A 17,061-nucleotide genomic window follows, 5' to 3' on the forward strand; every position below is an offset into this window, starting at 1 on the left:
GCGGGCGGCGGCGTGGGATCGGGAACGGCCGTGGGAGCCGGGGCAGGTGCGGGAGCGGAAGCGGCGGCGGGGACGGGGGCGGCTTCGGCGGGCCGGGCCGGTCCGCCCATCGCCGCGCGCGCCGCCGCGGGGCCGCCGCCGGGCGGGAGCGGCTCCCCGAACTCCACGATCGGGGCCGCCGGGCCTCCCGCGGGCGCCGCGAAACCACCGGCGGAGGCACGGCGTTCCAGCCGGTCCAGGCGGGCCTGCAGCGACCGTTCGTCGTCGTAGGCCGCCGGGAGCAGCACGCGGGCGCAGATCAACTCCAGCTGCAGACGCGGCGAGGTCGCCCCGCGCATCTCCGTGAGCCCCGCGTTGACCAGGTCCGCGGCGCGGCTGAGCTCCGCCGCCCCGAACACCCCGGCCTGCGCGCGCATCCGCTCCACGACATCGGCCGGGGCGTCGATCAGGCTCTTCTCCACCGCGTCCGGCACCGCCGCGAGGATCACCAGGTCCCGCAGCCGCTCCAGCAGGTCGGCCACGAAGCGCCGCGGGTCGTTCCCGCCCTCGATCACGCGGTCCACGACCTCGAACGCCGCCGCGCCGTCCCCGGCGGCGAAGGCGTCCACGACGTCGTCCAGCAACGCGCCGTCGGTGTAGCCGAGCAGCGAGGTCGCCATGGCGTACGTCACACCGGCCTCGCCCGCACCGGCGAGCAACTGGTCCATCACCGACATCGAGTCACGCACCGAGCCCGCACCCGAGCGGACCACCAGCGGGTACACCCCGGCCTCGACCGGGATCGCCTCCCGCTCGCAGACCTCCGCCAGGTAGTCGCGCAGCGTGCCGGGCGGCACCAGCCGGAACGGGTAGTGGTGGGTGCGCGACCGGATGGTGCCGATGACCTTCTCGGGTTCCGTCGTCGCGAAGATGAACTTCAGGTGCTCCGGGGGCTCCTCGACCACCTTCAGCAGGGCGTTGAAGCCCGCCGGGGTGACCATGTGCGCCTCGTCGATGATGTAGATCTTGTAACGGCTGCTCGCCGGCCCGAAGAAGGCCTTCTCCCGCAGGTCACGCGCGTCGTCCACACCACCGTGCGACGCCGCGTCGATCTCGATCACGTCGATCGACCCCGGTCCGTTGCGGGCCAGGTCGCGGCACGACTGGCACTCCCCGCACGGCGTCGGCGTCGGGCCCTTCTCGCAGTTCAGGCAGCGCGCCAGGATGCGGGCGCTGGTCGTCTTGCCACAGCCGCGCGGCCCGCTGAACAGGTACGCGTGGTTGACCCGGTTGTTCCGCAGCGCCTGCTGCAGCGGGTCTGTGACGTGCTCCTGCCCGATGACCTCGGCGAAGGTTTCGGGGCGATAGCGGCGGTACAGAGCGAGGGACACGCCTACGACGATATCGGCACCCACCGACACCCGGGCTCCGCCCATGTGACGGCGCCCACACCGGCGCCCTCCCCCGGCCGCCCCGGCCCGTGTTCCCGCAGGCCCGCGGGCAGCAAAAGACCCCCCACGCACCCGCCAGAGCCCACCTACCCTTGCTGCCTTCCGGCCCTGGGGGGTTTCAGCGAGATAGCGCCACGTGAGGGGCTGCGCCCAGCCTACATGATCGGATCACCCGGGAACGAGTTCGCGAGCACTCCCTCCGGTCTAGTAATGTTTGCCGCGGAGGATTCGCCTAGAGGCCTAGGGCGCACGCTTGGAAAGCGTGTTGGGGGCAACCCCTCACGAGTTCGAATCTCGTATCCTCCGCCAGTGCCTCACCGGGCACGATGTCGAAGGGCCCCACCGGTCGCGGTGGGGCCCTTCGACGTTCTCCGTCTCAGTTTCCGTCTCAGTTGGTATCCGGCGAGCTCCACAGCGCGTCGCCAACCTGGCGAGCCACGTTCTTCAGCACGGGTCCGGTCACGTGCATGTACCGCGAGCGCATCCGGGCCGAGCCGCCCGGTTCCCAGCCCATGATCGCGTCCACGACGACATCAGCGACGCCGAGCAGAAGGAGGACCGTCGCCGCGGTGTGGCGAGCGTCGTGCAGCCGACCATCCCGTACTCCCGCGAGCTGAAGCAACTCCTTCCAGTGGTGGTAGTCCGTGTTCGGCACCAGTGACGAGCCGTCAGGCTGCGCGAAGACGTACCCCGTGCCCTGCCAAGCGTCGCCGGCAGCGATCCTTTCGCGCTCCTGCTCTTCCAGGTGGCGACGGAGCAGCTTGATCAGCGGGTCCGGCAGGCCGATGGTGCGACGGCCGGCCCGGGACTTGGTCGACTTGTACTCGCGGCGTACCTGCTCGCGCTGGGGGCAGTACCCGGCTTTCCTGCCGCAGTCGCCGCCGCAGCCGTGCGCGTACTTCGGGCGAAGGCGGTTCTTGCGGGTGCGGAGGTATCCGGTCTCCAGGTCGATGTCCTCCCAGTGCAGACCCAGGGCCTCTCCCTGTCGCAGGCCGAGGGCGAGCGCGATCACCCACCGAGCGCTGTTGCGTCGCTTCGATGCCTGCAAGAGCAGGCTCTGAACCTCCTCGATCGTGTACGGCTCAATCTCTTCTTCTTCGAGACGAGGTGCCTTTGCGATCTCTGCGGCGTTCGTCGGGACGTGCCCGCGGCGCAGGGCCTCCCCGATAGCCGTGCGCATGGTGCGGTGGGCATGGTGCGCCGTACCAGCGGCGCTACCGCTGTCCTGCATCTTCCGGTAGAAGCGCTCCAGGTGCTCCGGCTCCAGCCGGTCCAGGCGGTGTGCTCCCAGGCCCGGCACCAGGTGGACACGGACATCCACCTCGTAGCCGTCGTAGGTGTTCTCCGAGACGTGCGGCCTGGCGATGTTCTCCACCCAGTGCTCAAGCCACGTCTTCACCGTCCAGGCCTTGCCGGGCTTCCGCAGCTTCTTCTCGTCGCGCAACCGCTCCAGCTCCCGAACAGCCTTGGTGACCTCCGGTCGCGTCTTCCGCTCCACGTGGCGCCGGTCGGGCCTGCCGTCGTCGCGGACGCCCACGGTCACACTGCCGTGCCACTTTCCGTCCTTGCCGAAGTAGATCGACGACGCGCCGTTGGGCTGCCGTGTCCGCTGTCGTTCCGTCATGCTCTCCCCCCTCAGGCAGCCACGATTGTGCAGGTGGTTCGGCGCAGCCTCGCCACATAGGCGGGGAGAGCATCAGCGGGGACTTTGCGCAGCCGGCCGACAGTGACCGACTCGATCTCTCCCGAACTGATGAGGCTGTAGCAGGTGGTCCGGCCGATCCCGAGTCGCCGAGCGGTCTCTTCCACGGTGAGGAGCAACAGCGTGGGATCTCCCGTCCCCGACAGGTCGTGCAGTTCGTTCACAGCCGTGTCCCCTCCTCATCGAGTTCCTTCAAGGCTTCGCGGGCGGTTTCGCGGTTGGTCTGGATGTCGCGGTGGATGGTGGCGGCGAGGACGGATTCGCCGGGGGTGTGTCCGTGGCCGGCGTAGGCCCAGTGGGCGAGGACGAGCGTGGTGGACTCCGGGGAGTCGTCGGGGTCGGGTAGGCCGAGGGCTTGGCGTTGTTGGGCGGCGCGGTAGTCGGCTCGGACCTGGCGCAGGGCGCCGAGGGTGGTGGAGTAGCGGCGGGATTTGGTGGAGAAGTGGCCGCGGAAGCCGAGCATGTGGGCCCAGTCGAGGAGCTTGCGGTCCGGGTAGAGGCGGTGGAGGTCGAAGCAGGCTTCAATCAGCCGCCGAGGGTGCGGGGGGACGCCGAGGAGTACGAGGGCTTCGCGGTTGCCGACCCGGCGGTCCACGGTGCCAGTGGTCTCGGCGGCTTTGGTGGCGTACTTGGCCACGTAGGAGGCCACGGCCTGCTCGGTCAGCTCCCCGTCCGTACCGGCGTCGGCGGACCGGATGGGTTGCACGTCGAGCTGCGTGCCCCAAGTGAGGGTGCGGGCAGGCTGATCACCCGCAGCGGGAACGGGGACCGCGACGCGGCGGGCGGCGGCGTGGATGGCGTCGGTGAGCAGGTCGAGGGTCGCCCACGGCGGGGGCGGTGAGTCGGGTCCGTCCGGGCCGTCGAAGCGGACGACGGCGTGGAAGTGGACGGCGCCCCGACGCTGGTATTCGGCGACCTTCCCGAAGGACAGGCGCGACAGGTCACGTGCGGCTTTCTGAGTGAGGCCAGCGCGGGCGGCGATCTCGCGGCGCAGGTAGATGGTGAAGTACCGCCACAGGTCAGAGGCGTGGTTGTTCCACAGCACCGCTCCCGCGTAGTCGTATGACTCGGGATCGAGGGGCGTGCCTAACGCGGTGTCGTCCTCGCCGTGGCGGAGCCCGCAGCGGCATGGGGTGGTGCCGGGGCGGTTGTGGACGGGGCCGAAGGAGGGGGCGGTGAGGGTGGCGAAGACCTTCGGGTGCACCCGGACCGTTTCGGGGGTGCCCTTGCCCGGGTCACCCACGAGGCCGGCCCGGATGAGGTGGTAGGTGTCGCCGGCGTAGGTCCAGGCGCAAGCCGGGCAGCGGGAAGCCCGCCGGTTGCCGCACGCGACACGCAGCCGTCCACCAGGCTCGGTGTCGGTCGAGTACGAGTGGAGGACGTGGCCGGTGGCCCGGTCGAGGGTCTTGGTGTAGCCGGTCAGGTGGATCGGGTCGGAGCAACCGCCGGTGCGGCGAATCTGGTCTTGCCAGCGGTCGAAGCCATCCGACCCGGCCACCCGCAGCAGATCGCGCAGGGTGGCCGGGTCCAGGCCCGCCGCGGTGGCGATGTCGGTCACGCGCTCACCTCCCGATCCGGGCCAGAACCGGGGCGGAGAGGGTGTGGCCGGTGCCGTTGCAGCCGGGGCAGGCGACGCGGAGGGTGGCGCGGGAGCCGTCCGACAGGCGGGTGCCGGTGGTGATGGCGACGACGGGGAAACCGTCGCAGTCGCGGCAGACCGGCCGGCTCAGGGCGTGCTGGGGCATGATGTGGCAGTCCTTTCGGGTCCGTTGGGTCTGAGAGGGAGCAGGGCGTCCGGGGCGGTCGATGCTTGGCGGCTGAGTGCCGCCCCGGGGGCCCGTCAGCGCTTGCGCGCGAGGTGGAGCGAGACGCTTGCCCCGCCCACGGTGGGGATGGCCGCAGCGGCAACGGCGGCGATCATCTGGAACGCGAAGGCCAGGACCACGAGCACCAGGGCAGTGCCGGCGCTGGCCACGAGGGTCAGCAGGATCTTCCCGGCGTAGGAGGGCGGCGCGGCCTGGATGACCACGACCTGTCCGGGGTGGACGCCGGGCGGGATCAGCTCGGAGGGGCGGTGGTTGGCCCGCAGTTGCGCGTCGGGGTGGCGCACGATGAGTCATCTCCTTTCGGCGGGTCAGGGCTGGCAGCGGTGGGTGCGGGCGGCGAGTTCGGCGCCGGAGCGGTCGCGGTAGTCGGTGGAGAAGCCGCAGCCGGGCGCGGTGCAGGCGACGGTGTGGCGGGTGTGTCCGCGGCCGTCGTGGTAGCTGCCGACCTTGACCGGGCCGATGCGGATCACGTCGTAGAAGCGGTTCGGGCGCGGCATCGTCAGCCCTCCCGCCGGGTGAAGTCGTCGGCGTGGTCGGTGAGCCACTGCCGGATCTCGGGGTGTTCGTCGTCGGTGGCCTGGTTGATCGCGGCCTCGCCCATGCGCATGCCGTCGACCAGGCGGTTGTTGCGGGTGAGTTCGGCGGAGCGTTCCAGGGCGGCGCGGATGTGCGGTCGCATTGCGGTGTCCTCCTGTCAGGTGAGTTGGGCGGCGATGACGTCGGCCAGGGCCGGCGGGACGCCGAGGCGGGTGCGCAGGGTCGCGGCGTCGATCGGCGTACCGGTGGCGGCGTGGTGGGTGTCGGCGACCTTCCGGGCGTGCGCCAGCAGCGCGGGCGGCACGGTCGGCGACGACACGGGAGCGGGCGCAGCGGACGGGGGAAGTTCGGGCGCGTGCTCGGGGGCCCGTTCAACCGTCACCTGTGGAGCAGGTTCCGCAACCGGGACCGGGGCCGGTTCGGGTACCGAAGTCGGCTCAACGGCCGGTTCGTCCGCGGGTGGGGGTGTGGGCGAGGAGGGTGCCGCCGAGGAAAGCCAGAGCGGGCCACCCGGCGACGAGGATGCGCAGCCAGGCCGGCACGGCGTTCATGTCGAGCAGTCCGGCGGTGGCGATGTTCGCCCCGAGGGACGCGGTCAGGGCGATCACGAACCAGGTCCAGGCCGCGCGGGCCGGGCGGTTGGCGGCGCGCAGGGTGCGCATACGGCGCCAGGCGGCGACCAGGAGCAGGTCGACGGAGATGGGGTAGGCCCAGGCTTTCCAGTCGTGCTGTCCGGCGGCTTCGGCGATGTCGTGCAGGTGGGCGAAGGACAGCGCACCGGCGATCACGGCCTGAATGAGCACCGGATCGAAGCGGTTGGGGCGAGCCACGGGGGTCACCTCCTTTCAGGGATGGGTGGGGTAGGGACCTGGCGCGAAGACGGCCGCGCCGACCGTGGGCGAGGGGTGCGGGACTACTCGGTGACCGGGCGGGGCCGGGTCAGCGGTGATGCGTCAGCCGGAGCAGGCACGGCCGGGACATCCGGGCGGAACGGGGCCAGGGCGGGAAGGTCGGGGACCAGGTCGGCGTGGGCCCGACAGACCGCGGCGGTGTCGGTGATCGAGGTCAGCGGGGTGCGGATGTGGGTCCAGCCCCCGGAAGCGTCCCCGGCCACGGCGACGCCGGGGCGGTCGGCGGCGATAGCGGTTGCGGCGTGCATGGCCTCAGGCGAGATGTCACCCAGGCCCATTTCGGCGGTCTGCTTGTCGTTGACGCGGTGGACGACACGGCCGGTGAGCTGCGCACGGAGCATGGTGGCGCCCTTGCCGAGTTCGGCCCCGAAGCGCTGGCCGCAGATCTCCAGGTAGATGCCGACCGCGCGGGCCATCTGCGCCAGCCGAATCAACTGCGTGACCATGCGGTCCCGGCGTTCCTCGTCCTTCTTCGTCGCCGTCAAGAACAGCTCGGCGACCTCATCGACCAGGACGACGATCGGGACCGGCCGCACCTTCTTCGGGAGCCCCCAGATGTCGGACGTGATCTCCTCATCCGGCGTGGACAGCGCGGTGCCCTGGTACTCCTTGAGCAGATCGAACCGGGCCTCCATCTCCCCCACGAGCGCGTCCAGCAGATGAGCGGCCTGGTCCGGATCGGTGGCCAGCGCCGACAGACGCGGCGCATAGGGGGTCTGTTCGACACCGCGCTTGCAGTCGATGCCCACCAGGGCCACCGGGAGCTTGGCGAGTTGCTTGATCAGACTGCGCTGATACATCGACTTGCCCGACTGATTCGCCCCCAAAGTGAGTGCGTGCGGGATCTCCCGGTAGTTCCGAACGAACGCGGTCCCGTCCTCCCGCAACGCCACCGGCACCACCATCGGACCGGACGGCAGCCGGCGCGGCATCCGCACGGTGCGCAGGACGTCGTAGCCGGTCATCCGCAGCTCCACCACACCGGGCTTGATCTCCACCACGTGCACCGCGTGGACTCCCCAGGCGTGCCGCAGCCGGTTCGACGCCGCGGCGACGTCATCGGGTTCCAGGCCGGCGGGCAGACGCAGGCGGACGCGTAAGCCGGTGGCGGAGCCGGCAACCCGGCGGATCTTCGGGGGCACCGGCTGTACCTCGCGGCGACCGACGGTGCGGACCATGAACGCCCGCAGCCGGGACGGGGCCACCGTCAGCCCGCACACGTCCATCGTGGAGGCGTAGGTGAAGTGGAACCGGCTCATCGTGATCGGCAACCCCACCAGCGACCAGTACACGCCCGGCGCCTTCACCTTCGCGTAGCCCAGGCCACCAGCAGCCCCCGCAAGCGGGGTACCGACCTCGATCAGCGTCGCCAGATCCACCATGGCTCAAGCCACCGCCGTGACAGCCACCGCGCGGAACGAGATCCCGTGCCGGGTCTGGCCGTTGAACGTGTTCTCCCAGTCACGGGCCTTGAGCCCAATCACCGACACCAGCGTGCCCGGCGTCAGCGTCTCGTCCACCCCGGTCGCGGGCACGGCCACCTGATACAGGTTGCCCTCACCCTCGTCCGAGATCAGCAGACCGATGGTCATCATCTGCGCACCGGTCTCCCGGTCGATCGCCACCTCACCGGTCTGCTTGTTCACCAGCTTCGGGGTAGGCGCGGTCGCAACGAACGTCACCGCGGTCGAAACGTCGATCTTGAAGGACGGCATGAAGCGTCTCCCTGTTCGTGAGGCTACTCCGGACGAGCAACCTGTCTAGAGATGTCTCCAGTGAAGCCAACATCTCTATACACGTCAACATCTCTATACATGTCGGCTGGATCCATCTCGTAGGGGGCGCGTGACCGCCTAGCCGCTAAGCTGTCTAGAGAGGAAGGAGGGATCGTTCATGACCACCGAGGGCACCGACCGCCGCCCCAAGTACCAGCGGATCGCCGACACGTTGAAGGACGCCATCAGGGCAGGTGAGTACGGCCCCGGTGACCGACTGCCGGGCGAAAACGAGCTCATGACCGTCCACGGCGTAGCCCGCATGACGGCACGGCAGGCCCTGAGCGTCCTGCAGAACGAAGGCATCGCCGAGTCCCGGAAGGGAGCGGGGGTCTTCGTACGCAACTTTCGGCCACTGCGACGCCGCGGCATCCAGCGCCTGGCCCAGGAGCAGTGGGGATCGGGCCGCTCAATCTGGTCCGCCGACATCGCCGACCGCGAGCTGGTGGTGGACCAGGTCTCCGTGACCGAGGCACCCGCCCCCGAACACATCGCCGGCGTGCTCGACGTGCCCGCGGGGGATGCGGTGTGCGTCCGCAGCCGCCGCTTCGTACTCGACGGGAAGCCCGTCCTTCTATCGACCTCGTACCTGCCAGCGGACCTCGTGGCGGGGACGGCCATCACCCAAGAGGACACCGGACCCGGCGGCACCTACGCGCGCCTGGCGGAGCTCGGTTCCAAGCCGGTGCACTTCCGCGAAGAGATCCGCTCCCGGATGCCATCGCAAAACGAAGCAACCCGACTCGGTCTGTCCATGGGCATGCCCGTCATCCTGATCTGCCGCACGGCTTTCGCCGACGAGGGACGCCCTGTCGAGGTCAACGAGATGACGCTGGACTCTGCCGCCTACATCCTGGAATACGACTTCGACGCGTAGCTTCGGGCACGTCAGCCTCACACGACTCGCTCAAGTCGGTTTCACAAAGGCGGGTTCTCGCTCTACTCCGGGATGAGCGAGTTCGCTCACAATCCGACATATGGGGTCTACAGGCAATGATCAGGATGTCTGTGAGCAATGCGGAGACAGGAGTCGTCTGGCGCTAAGGCGGGGGCGTATCGACCTGATGGCCGCGCTCTGCGAGCCGTGCTGGAACCGCTACGCGAACGAGATCGCCCAAGCGGAGGGGGCTACAGCTCAACCTCTCGAAGAGCCGGACCAGGACGACACACGGTGGATCGAACCGCCGACCTGTCGCGCGTGCGGACTGCAAGTCAGGCGTACGCCTACGAACTACGATCGATGGGTTGATCTCGGTACCGTCAACGTGAGAGCAAAGGACGTTCCGCGTCGTTACCGTTGGCGGCTCCTGAGCATCCACCCCAGGTCTTCAACCGTCATCACTGACGTCATCGCAGTCAAGGTCGGAGCCATTGAGCCGACCCCAGACGAAGTGATCACGCCCGCTCACAGAGCTCTCTGCCCGAGCCCAGACGCCATGAGAGAAGTCGAGCAGGAGGTTGCTATCGACCAGTTGCCTCGCCAGCGTGAGCCGGGAGAAGACGACTGAACCCGATCTTGTTACAGATTTCTCTACCTCATCAAGACACCCGGCGTCGCTCACGCTCCGCCGGGCGCGCGGCCCGCGTCCGGCCGCGCCCACGCTCCTGCCTCCGTCCCGCTCGGCACGGCCGTCCGCCGGCGCGCGCCAGCGAGGATAGGCCGAGGGCATGAGGTGAGAACCGCGGTGGCTGGGGCGGCCGGCGCTCCGATGCTTTAGGCAGCCACCATGGGGCGAGCCTCGAAGATCGGGGCCCACATCGGGCTATTGCGGGCAGGTCCACAGACTGCCCGAGTCGCGGGAAGCTTACGGGCCCCGATCTCTCGCCCCATGGCAGCTCCAGCCCAAAGCCTCTCCACGCCGACCTTACGAAGCCACTTCGACGTCGGCATGAACCTAGTACTTTGCGATGGCACCTTCGATCTCCAGAAGCAGATCCCTCAATTCGGGAACAACCTCCTCAGCTTGCATATTATTTGAGATCGAGCGCACGCTTACGGGCCCATGGCCGCCAGCCAACAGCTTTGCATTCAATACAGAGAAGACCTTTTTGGGTGGGACCATGGCCGCTCTCGCTTGCTTGTCATTCCACAGTACGTCGAACTCCGGGAGGGCGGCACGCGTTACATCCATTGCATGCGCATTCTTGCTTACTAGATCCGTCTGGCGGCGCCACAGGAATTGCGACTGCGCGTCTACCTTCAGCTCACCTATGGCTTCATCTAGCAGCATTTCGGCCACGGAAAGATCGGCCCCGGATAGTCTGGAGATAGCACCAGGAATCAAAAAATAGCTCTCCAATTCCTTCTTCTGCCAGACGTGGCATCGCACCCCCGAACTCGCTAGCGAGCTAGTTACATCAAAGGCCTGCCCGTCGGTACGATTATCTCGATCCAGGATTACATAAACCTGCACAGCGTCGCCCAGAAGACTCGTGCTAAGCGTGGCGAAAGAACCAGCTTGAGGCCACTTATCGAAGCCTCCCAATGGGATTACCGCAACCTCCTTTTCTCCCGCCAACTTTTTAGCGCCAACTCTCCGCGCCACATTTCGCAGAACTTTCATGTCTTGCCCCTCAACAAACAGGGCAACCTTGGATCGGAGGGCACGCGCTACGCCCAGGTTGAAACCCGAACCGAGCGAATGAGTGGCCTGATCCAAAGATTTCGAGTCGCGAAGATGTCGAGCGTTCTTGCGAGTCCGATCTACCAGGATAACCGAGTCACGGCGGGCCTCTGCCAGGATCTCTGGAGCATGAGTTGCTAGGATCCATTGCTGGTTACGCTCTTCCAACACGTTAACGAGTCGCCGCTGCAAATCTGGATGCAGGAAAACGTCCGGCTCATCCAAGACCAAGGTCTTAGCCGCCCTGTGCCGATACAGATGAGCCAAAACCTGCAGCCAGATCTGCAGACCATCACCAGCCCAGAACAGTTCCTTTTCAGATCGAGTGGCGGTCTCAGTGAAATACAGATCCAATTCTGCCGAGTCCCCAGCTGAGCTAGATTCAACATCGAGCTCCTGAATCTCTGGCGTATTTTCGAGAATGAAAGAAACCAGCTCGAAATAGGAATCCGGATCGGCCCTCTTGAGATAATACAGCTGGTTCCTGAAATGGCTGCTTGACAGGCGAGTGGTCTGGTTCTCTCTCACATATTTCTCGGTGAGAATCGGCTCGCGATGCTGGACTGGAGTCAGCGTAGGAACTACACCAATCGAGGGAGTCGCCGATCGCGCATTCACCGTTGTACTGATGAACGAACCATCGCCCTTGATCAGGCAAAAGAAAGGAGGTTCATCAACCGGCCAAATTGACTTCAGTGTCGCGCCCGAGGTAAACGTCAACTCGAGCCGAGTTTCGGATTCCCTGAACTCGTGGCGAATATTCTCATCCACAAAGCCAGAGGGGTTGCCCACCCTATTGGACAGGGGGTGCCCGACAGCCCACCGGTTGCCGTCGAGGTTGAAGCGGTCCTGACAGTTTCGGCGACGCGCATAGGAGACTTGCTCCGCCGCCAGTCGGAGCGCGGAGATGATGGTGCTTTTCCCCGCATTGTTCGGGCCGACGAGGATGGCTTGCCGACCGAAGTTGATCTCAAACTCGGCGAAACCCTTGAAGTGAGAGAGGCGAAGCTTCTTAAGCACCCGCTCACTATATTTCGCCCAAACCTGATAGCGATACCCGTTTGAAGCAACTTGTCCACGCATCGGACACTGGGAGGTTGCACAGTGGCCAAGTGGGCTCCGCGAACGGAGGCTCCCCTCGCGCCCCGCCAGTGACAGACCCGATCGCTCGCTGGTCGAGCGAGTCGACATCAGGTTAGGCAGTGCTGCCCCTGCCGTGATGGTGCCCGTCAGGGGCTACAGCGAGGGGGACCATCCCGGCGCCTGCTAAGCGCGGACCAAACCTGTAATGCGGATGTCAGCCCACCTGGCCCGGCTCGAACGGGCTGGACCCTCCGCAACGGGCCGGTGCTGCGGATCTACAGCGGCCGGCCGACGCAGGCGGGGTGACTGTAGATCAGATCGGCCCGCTGCCACATTGTCGTGTTGAGCGCGATCCCGATCCCGGGCCGTCTGTGGGCCGTGCGAGGTCACCCGACAACGACCGACAACGACAGAAGCCCACGGCATCTGAGCTGGTCAGAGCCGTGGGCTACTTCTGTCTTGCTGGTCAGCCGGACCGGGGATCAGTAGACGGGCTACTGAGGGCCTGACCGCAGCATCGCCCCGGTAGGTAGCCTCCTTGTCGGAGCCTTGTGCGACGCTTTGGCCATGATTGGTGAAGTGCCCAACGTCGAGGTTGGCCAGCCCTACGAGAGCCGTCGTCTTGCGCATGAGGCTGGTGTCCACCGGCCCCTCCAGGCCGGGATCTGTGGGACCAAGAAGACCGGCGCTGAGTCCATCGTCGTGTCTGGTGGCTACAAGGATGACGAGGACTACGGCAACGTCGTCATCTACACCGGTCACGGTGGACAAGACGCGTCCAAGAACCAGGTCAACGACCAGACGCTTGAGGACCCGGGTAACGCGGCGCTGGTGACCAGTCACTTGGAGGGTCTCCCCGTTCGCGTGCTCCGCGGAGCGCACAAGGGCTCCATCTACGCGCCGGCCACGGGCTACCGGTACGACGGGCTGTACCGCGTCACCAGTTACGGCAGCAAGCTGGGCGTTGACGGCTTTCTAATCTGGCAGTTCAGGCTGGAGGCATACCAGGACACCCCCGCCCCGGAAGTCGTACAGCACGAGCTTCCGGCATCTCCCGAGATCGTTCCTGCACCGGCCCAGGGGACCCCGCCGGCAGGGGCGGAGAGTCCTGAGCGCGTCACCACCAACGTGCAGCGCATCGTTCGGAGCACGGCAGTCACCCGTCAGGTCAAGAAGTGGCACGAGGGAGCCTGCCAAATCTGCGGTGTGACGGTGATCCTGCCCGGCGGGGCCTACAGCGAGGGAGCCCACATCCAGGCCCTTGGCAGCCCCCACAACGGACCGGACACCACCGACAACGTGCTCTGCCTCTGCCCCACCTGCCACGTCATGTTCGACGGCGGCGCCATCGTGCTGACCGACGACCTCACCATCATCCGGAACGGGACGGAAACCGGGACGCTGCGCACCCACCCGCAGCACACGATCAACCTGGCCTGCGTCGCCAAGCACCGCGACCGCTGGCGGCGCTGAGTCGCTCGGTAGTGCCCCACCACCCACATGGCCAACGACCCCAAGTTCCTTCGCGGTCCGGAAGCAGATCGTGACGCGACGGGCAGCCAGACCTCACAATCTCCAGCATGGTTGCGCTCATCATCGCCCTGGTTCCCACGTTGATTGCCTGGGGCATCACCGTTTGGCAGATGCGAATACAGCGGGTCCGTCAGGTCGAGGACGTGTACGTAGCCCGCTACTGGACATTGCTGGACAAGATGTCATCTTCTACCCTACGCGGCGCGAGCGTAGAGGATTTGGACCAGAAAGCGGTAATTCGCCTATATTTTCGCCTTAGTGAGGATGAAGCTGATTTGCGTGCGCAAGGATGGGTTTCGAAAGACACTTGGCACATCTGGAGCAGCTCCATCCACTCACAGCTACATCGCCAGCCGTTCGAGCATCTCTGGAACGAAACGCTAGAGGACTCCGACGCTGGGCATGAGTACCAATTCACGCACCTACGCAGGCTGTGGCACGACTCCAACTACGATCCAGCACCCACTCGCGGTGTCCGGAGGTGGCTACGCCTGGCTTCACAGCAACGTCCCGCCTGAGCGCCAGCAGGGAAGGCCGGTCGTGCCATATCCGTGCCAGAACACCCGGGAACCTGCGGTCTGTCTCGGTCACTCGAAGGCACTGTCGTGAAGTGATCCGGATGGACTTTCCGCAGCTCATGAAGCCTTCCCCTGCTTAGGTGCCCGGTGATTCCCAAGCTCAGGGCCCAGCCCAGGATCGTCGCTATCCCTCAGTCGTCTTACGCGGACGGCCACGCCCCTTGGCGGAACGCAGACCAAGGTGCACGAGCGTCTTCACGTGGTACATCTCCTTGAAGGATGCATCGTGCGCGAGCTCCTTCAAGACCCTCTCCGTTGCGGCCTCATAGTTAGTGCGGGCCCCGCCGGCAGTGGTCGGAGACCAGATGACGTCCCCATTCTGGGCGGTCCCCTTCTCGAAGCGAACGAGCGTGTCCTCGAAGAGGAGATGCTGCATCTGCTCAACGCCATCCACCCTGCGGATCTTGCCTTCGGATCGCCGCCACGGGAGCTCTGCGAGTGCGTCAACGACGTCGTTCAGTGGAACACCACAGAACCGTGCAGCACCAAGGACGCCGCCGATCACGTAGAGGCCAGCTGGGGACCCATGCAGGTACTCCGCACGGAACTGCTTAGGAGTCAGGCCAGCTCCGTCCGGGGAACGGCGCAGGTCCTTCCAGCCGGGAATCCGCTCGTATGCGTAGTCGAGAGAAGAAACGGTCTCGTCGATGACCGTCTCCAACTCATCGTTGAGGTTGCCGCTTGCTCCGGCGCGCTCCTCGAGCGCTTTGCGCACATTTGCTTCGCGCGCATCGGGGGTGCGGTCCCTGAAGCCGATCAAGGTGGCGGTAGTGAACCCTCGCATGTGTGCAGTCGAGTACAGCGCCTCCTCACGTGCGGCTGAGCGCAGGTAGACCAGACGAGCAGATTCGTCGGTGAGGAGCCGTGCACGCCGCCCGACCTGGGTGCCGAAGCGATTCGCGTAAGAGCTTTGATCGAGTGCTGTCATGAGTGCGGGCGAGATCGGCTTTGTCATCCCCGCCACCACAAACATCCTCGTGACCTCGTCACGGTCGCTTTGCACGAGTACCTGGATCGGAGCGGCACTCGCCTTCAGGATGCTCTCCTTCTCCTGGTCCTCACCGAACGAGGCCCCCTTCACTCGGTCCCAGACCCGTGCGAGCGCTTCCAGCGTGTGCTGCCCGTTCTCGATGTGCATGGGCGTGCCCTGATAGACCGTGAGCATGCCAAACTCGACGCCGGGAGAGATGCTGTTGTAAGACTTCCAGAGGTACGTCTCCTGGCCGTCGATGTCCGTGGGGATGGCGAGCTGGATCTGCTGAATCGGGGTGTCGGGACGATCGTAGAGCCCGTTCGCGATCTTCTCGACGTGCTTGAAGTCGATGGGCCGGTTGCCGTACTCCTCGTCATCAAGGTCGAAGTCCTTCCGGACGATCACCCCTGACTCAGTGCGTGCGCGCAGCTCCACGAGGGCCGGCAGCGGGTGCACGAAGTTGAACGACGGCATCTTCCCGATCATGGTCCGGAACGCCGGAGTCTTGAACGAGACCGGGCGCATGTCCATGCCCTCGGCCATCGCCTGCATGTCCGCCTCGGATGCCACTGGGCTCGCCCCCTCCAAATTATGCCTGGCAAATTTTTTTTCGCTTGCCACGCGCGTGCGTCGCGAGCGTAATCTCGCAACCCGTGTTCTGCAACCAGCCGTGGGGTACACGGGTGCTCGAAGTGCACCTCGGGGGAGGTCGCGATAACGAGTATGCGCAGCTCAGGTGAGGTGTCGCGGACACGTTGCCGGCAGGGAGCGGGATCACTGTCACCCGGGTGCGGTGGGCGGCTCGTGACGGTGTTGCCCCTCCAAGCCGTATCCCGGCCGGGGCGTCGGAGCACCTCCTACGAACCTAGGTAGTTGCAACGCCTCACTCCATGTGACTACGCTCTCCCCGCGAGCAAGGCCGAGGTCGAAAAAATCGCCAGGCAAAAAACGAGGGGTTGGACACCTGCCACCCCCGTAGAAGCTCGCGCTGACCGGCCACCAAGGGACGAACCCGTTCTCAGGGGGCTGCGAAGAAGATCAGATGTAGGTGGTGAAGCCGCGACTCTGTCCGCTAAAACCGAACGCGGCCCCACCTCTAGCCCTTGAAAGGGGCCCAACGCAAGTGAACACGACTCAGCCCCCGCCCGACAACCAGGGCCAGCACCCCCCGCTTGACGACCGCGAGGAGCCGGCCACGGCGACGGAGGTTGCCACCCGGCTCGTGGGCGCCGCCATCGCCCTGGCGCTCATCGATGTCTGGCTCCCCCTGAACCTCGACGCGTACCTCGCGAGCATCCTGGGCGCCTACGGCGGGTACCTGCTGGCCCGGCTGGGCGGCCCCCAGCCGCCGCCGACCGGGCTGCTGGTGCGGTAGCGGAAGCCGTCCCCTGGTGGTCGACGCCACCAGGGGACGGCGCCCGTCTCAGTTTCCGTCTCATTCAGCCCGGTTCACGGTCGTTCAATGAGGGCTCCCAGCCGTCTCCGCGGCAACGGCCAGCCGACCGTGAACGCAGGTGAACGCCCTGGCACGAGGCCCGTTGAACCACCAACAGACTTGGAAAGCGTGTTGGGGGCAACCCCTCACGAGTTCGAATCTCGTATCCTCCGCCAGTGCCTCACCGGGCACGTTGTCGAAGGGCCCCACCGGTCGCGGTGGGGCCCTTCGACGTTCTCCGTCCCGGTTTCCGTCTCGGGCAACGCCGGCCTCAGGCAAGTTCTTCACGGTCCGGGGAGGCCGAGCGCCCGATTCGCGGGACTCCCGTAAACACCCACCGCGGCCCGAACGAACGAGGTCAACCTTGTCGAACAGTCCCGGAGCGACCGACGGACCCGTCACTCCCGAGACCGCCGGACAGGCGGGCCCCGGGCGCCCGGGTCGGTGTCCTGGATCAGTCCCGTCGAGGCTCCCCCCGGCCCCGGGCAGAAGGCGAACGACTACGACCGCTTCGCCGAGGCGTACGCGGCGGAGAACGAGACCAGCCTCATCAACGCCTAGGTGTTCTGTCCACAGAGGTTGGTGACGGATCTCTCGGCTGAGGGATCTTGAAATGGGTGAGGGCCTTCTGGCTCGGTGTGGATTGCGACATCT

The 17,061-nt window shown here is 66.4% G+C and carries 17 protein-coding genes, 1 tRNA gene, 1 other RNA gene and 1 pseudogene; 6 read left to right on the forward strand and 14 right to left on the reverse strand.

Features of this window, described 5'->3' with window-relative positions:
* Both PV342_RS40260 and ffs read right to left on the reverse strand, forming a co-directional pair.
* Positions 1 to 1,370, reverse strand: a 1,370-nt coding sequence (locus PV342_RS40260; RefSeq protein ID WP_500321107.1) for a DNA polymerase III subunit gamma and tau, incomplete at its 3' end; no start/stop codon positions are given.
* A 112-nt stretch (positions 1,371 to 1,482) separates the two neighbouring features.
* Positions 1,483 to 1,579, reverse strand: an RNA gene (gene ffs, locus PV342_RS40265) — signal recognition particle sRNA small type.
* Positions 1,580 to 1,651: 72 nt separating this feature from the next.
* On the opposite strand from ffs, the gene PV342_RS40270 reads away from it, so the two are divergent.
* Positions 1,652 to 1,739: transfer RNA gene (locus PV342_RS40270), tRNA-Ser, on the forward strand.
* Positions 1,740 to 1,818: 79 nt separating this feature from the next.
* Here the strand turns inward: PV342_RS40270 and PV342_RS40275 are convergent.
* The 10 genes and pseudogenes from PV342_RS40275 to PV342_RS40320 all read right to left on the reverse strand — a co-directional run bounded on the left by PV342_RS40275 (position 1,819) and on the right by PV342_RS40320 (position 8,121).
* Positions 1,819 to 3,054: a tyrosine-type recombinase/integrase gene (locus PV342_RS40275; protein ID WP_500321108.1), complete on the reverse strand. Its 1,236-nt coding sequence runs from the start codon at positions 3,052 to 3,054 to the stop codon at positions 1,819 to 1,821.
* An 11-nt stretch (positions 3,055 to 3,065) separates the two neighbouring features.
* Positions 3,066 to 3,296, reverse strand: coding sequence for an excisionase family DNA-binding protein (locus tag PV342_RS40280; protein ID WP_500321110.1), 231 nt, complete (start codon positions 3,294 to 3,296; stop codon positions 3,066 to 3,068).
* Positions 3,293 to 4,690, reverse strand: coding sequence for a replication initiator protein RepSA (gene repSA, locus PV342_RS40285; protein WP_500321112.1), 1,398 nt, complete (start codon positions 4,688 to 4,690; stop codon positions 3,293 to 3,295). Before repSA ends, PV342_RS40280 begins: the two co-directional genes overlap by 4 nt.
* Positions 4,691 to 4,694: 4 nt before the next feature.
* On the reverse strand, positions 4,695 to 4,877 hold the full coding sequence (locus PV342_RS40290; RefSeq protein WP_500321114.1) for a hypothetical protein: 183 nt from the start codon (positions 4,875 to 4,877) through the stop codon (positions 4,695 to 4,697).
* Positions 4,878 to 4,972: 95 nt separating this feature from the next.
* Complete coding sequence (locus PV342_RS40295; protein ID WP_500321116.1) at positions 4,973 to 5,242, reverse strand: hypothetical protein; 270 nt, start codon at positions 5,240 to 5,242, stop codon at positions 4,973 to 4,975.
* 24 nt (positions 5,243 to 5,266) lie between these two features.
* Positions 5,267 to 5,455, reverse strand: a complete 189-nt coding sequence (locus PV342_RS40300; protein WP_500321118.1) for a mobile element transfer protein — start codon at positions 5,453 to 5,455, stop codon at positions 5,267 to 5,269.
* A gap of 2 nt (positions 5,456 to 5,457) precedes the next feature.
* Positions 5,458 to 5,637 carry a hypothetical protein gene (locus PV342_RS40305; RefSeq protein ID WP_500321120.1) on the reverse strand — a complete coding sequence of 60 codons (180 nt, stop codon included), beginning with the start codon at positions 5,635 to 5,637 and terminating at the stop codon, positions 5,458 to 5,460.
* Positions 5,638 to 5,652: 15 nt separating this feature from the next.
* Positions 5,653 to 6,325 (reverse strand): annotated as a pseudogene (locus tag PV342_RS40310) (DUF2637 domain-containing protein).
* A gap of 83 nt (positions 6,326 to 6,408) precedes the next feature.
* The gene (locus PV342_RS40315; RefSeq protein WP_500321121.1) at positions 6,409 to 7,788 is read right to left on the reverse strand and encodes an FtsK/SpoIIIE domain-containing protein; all 1,380 of its coding nucleotides are present in this window, start codon (positions 7,786 to 7,788) and stop codon (positions 6,409 to 6,411) included.
* A 3-nt stretch (positions 7,789 to 7,791) separates the two neighbouring features.
* The gene (locus tag PV342_RS40320) at positions 7,792 to 8,121 is read right to left on the reverse strand and encodes an SCO3933 family regulatory protein (protein WP_018563359.1); all 330 of its coding nucleotides are present in this window, start codon (positions 8,119 to 8,121) and stop codon (positions 7,792 to 7,794) included.
* Between the two features lie 178 nt (positions 8,122 to 8,299).
* Between PV342_RS40320 and PV342_RS40325 the strand changes: the two genes are divergently transcribed.
* Positions 8,300 to 9,058, forward strand: coding sequence for a GntR family transcriptional regulator (locus PV342_RS40325; RefSeq protein WP_500321123.1), 759 nt, complete (start codon positions 8,300 to 8,302; stop codon positions 9,056 to 9,058).
* 187 nt (positions 9,059 to 9,245) lie between these two features.
* Positions 9,246 to 9,689 (forward strand): DUF6083 domain-containing protein, encoded by a 444-nt coding sequence (locus PV342_RS40330; RefSeq protein ID WP_500321125.1) that lies wholly within the window; start codon positions 9,246 to 9,248, stop codon positions 9,687 to 9,689.
* Positions 9,690 to 10,076: 387 nt separating this feature from the next.
* Here the strand turns inward: PV342_RS40330 and PV342_RS40335 are convergent, their stop codons facing one another.
* Positions 10,077 to 11,825, reverse strand: coding sequence for an ATP-dependent nuclease (locus PV342_RS40335; protein WP_500321127.1), 1,749 nt, complete (start codon positions 11,823 to 11,825; stop codon positions 10,077 to 10,079).
* A gap of 630 nt (positions 11,826 to 12,455) precedes the next feature.
* On the opposite strand from PV342_RS40335, the gene PV342_RS40340 reads away from it, so the two are divergent.
* Both PV342_RS40340 and PV342_RS40345 read left to right on the forward strand, forming a co-directional pair.
* Positions 12,456 to 13,361, forward strand: a complete 906-nt coding sequence (locus PV342_RS40340) for a YDG/SRA domain-containing protein (RefSeq protein WP_500321128.1) — start codon at positions 12,456 to 12,458, stop codon at positions 13,359 to 13,361.
* Positions 13,362 to 13,468: 107 nt separating this feature from the next.
* Positions 13,469 to 13,939, forward strand: a complete 471-nt coding sequence (locus PV342_RS40345; RefSeq protein ID WP_500321129.1) for a hypothetical protein — start codon at positions 13,469 to 13,471, stop codon at positions 13,937 to 13,939.
* A 184-nt stretch (positions 13,940 to 14,123) separates the two neighbouring features.
* Here PV342_RS40345 and PV342_RS40350 read toward each other — a convergent pair whose 3' ends face one another.
* Entirely contained in the window at positions 14,124 to 15,542 is a 1,419-nt protein-coding gene (locus PV342_RS40350) for a DNA sulfur modification protein DndB (protein WP_500321131.1), read from the reverse strand.
* Between the two features lie 553 nt (positions 15,543 to 16,095).
* Here PV342_RS40350 and PV342_RS40355 point away from each other — a divergent pair.
* Complete coding sequence (locus tag PV342_RS40355; protein ID WP_500321132.1) at positions 16,096 to 16,347, forward strand: hypothetical protein; 252 nt, start codon at positions 16,096 to 16,098, stop codon at positions 16,345 to 16,347.
* Positions 16,348 to 17,061: the final 714 nt, after the last annotated feature.

The organism is Streptomyces sp. PA03-3a (assembly GCF_033792735.1).
Classification (GTDB): Bacteria; Actinomycetota; Actinomycetes; order Streptomycetales; family Streptomycetaceae; genus Actinacidiphila.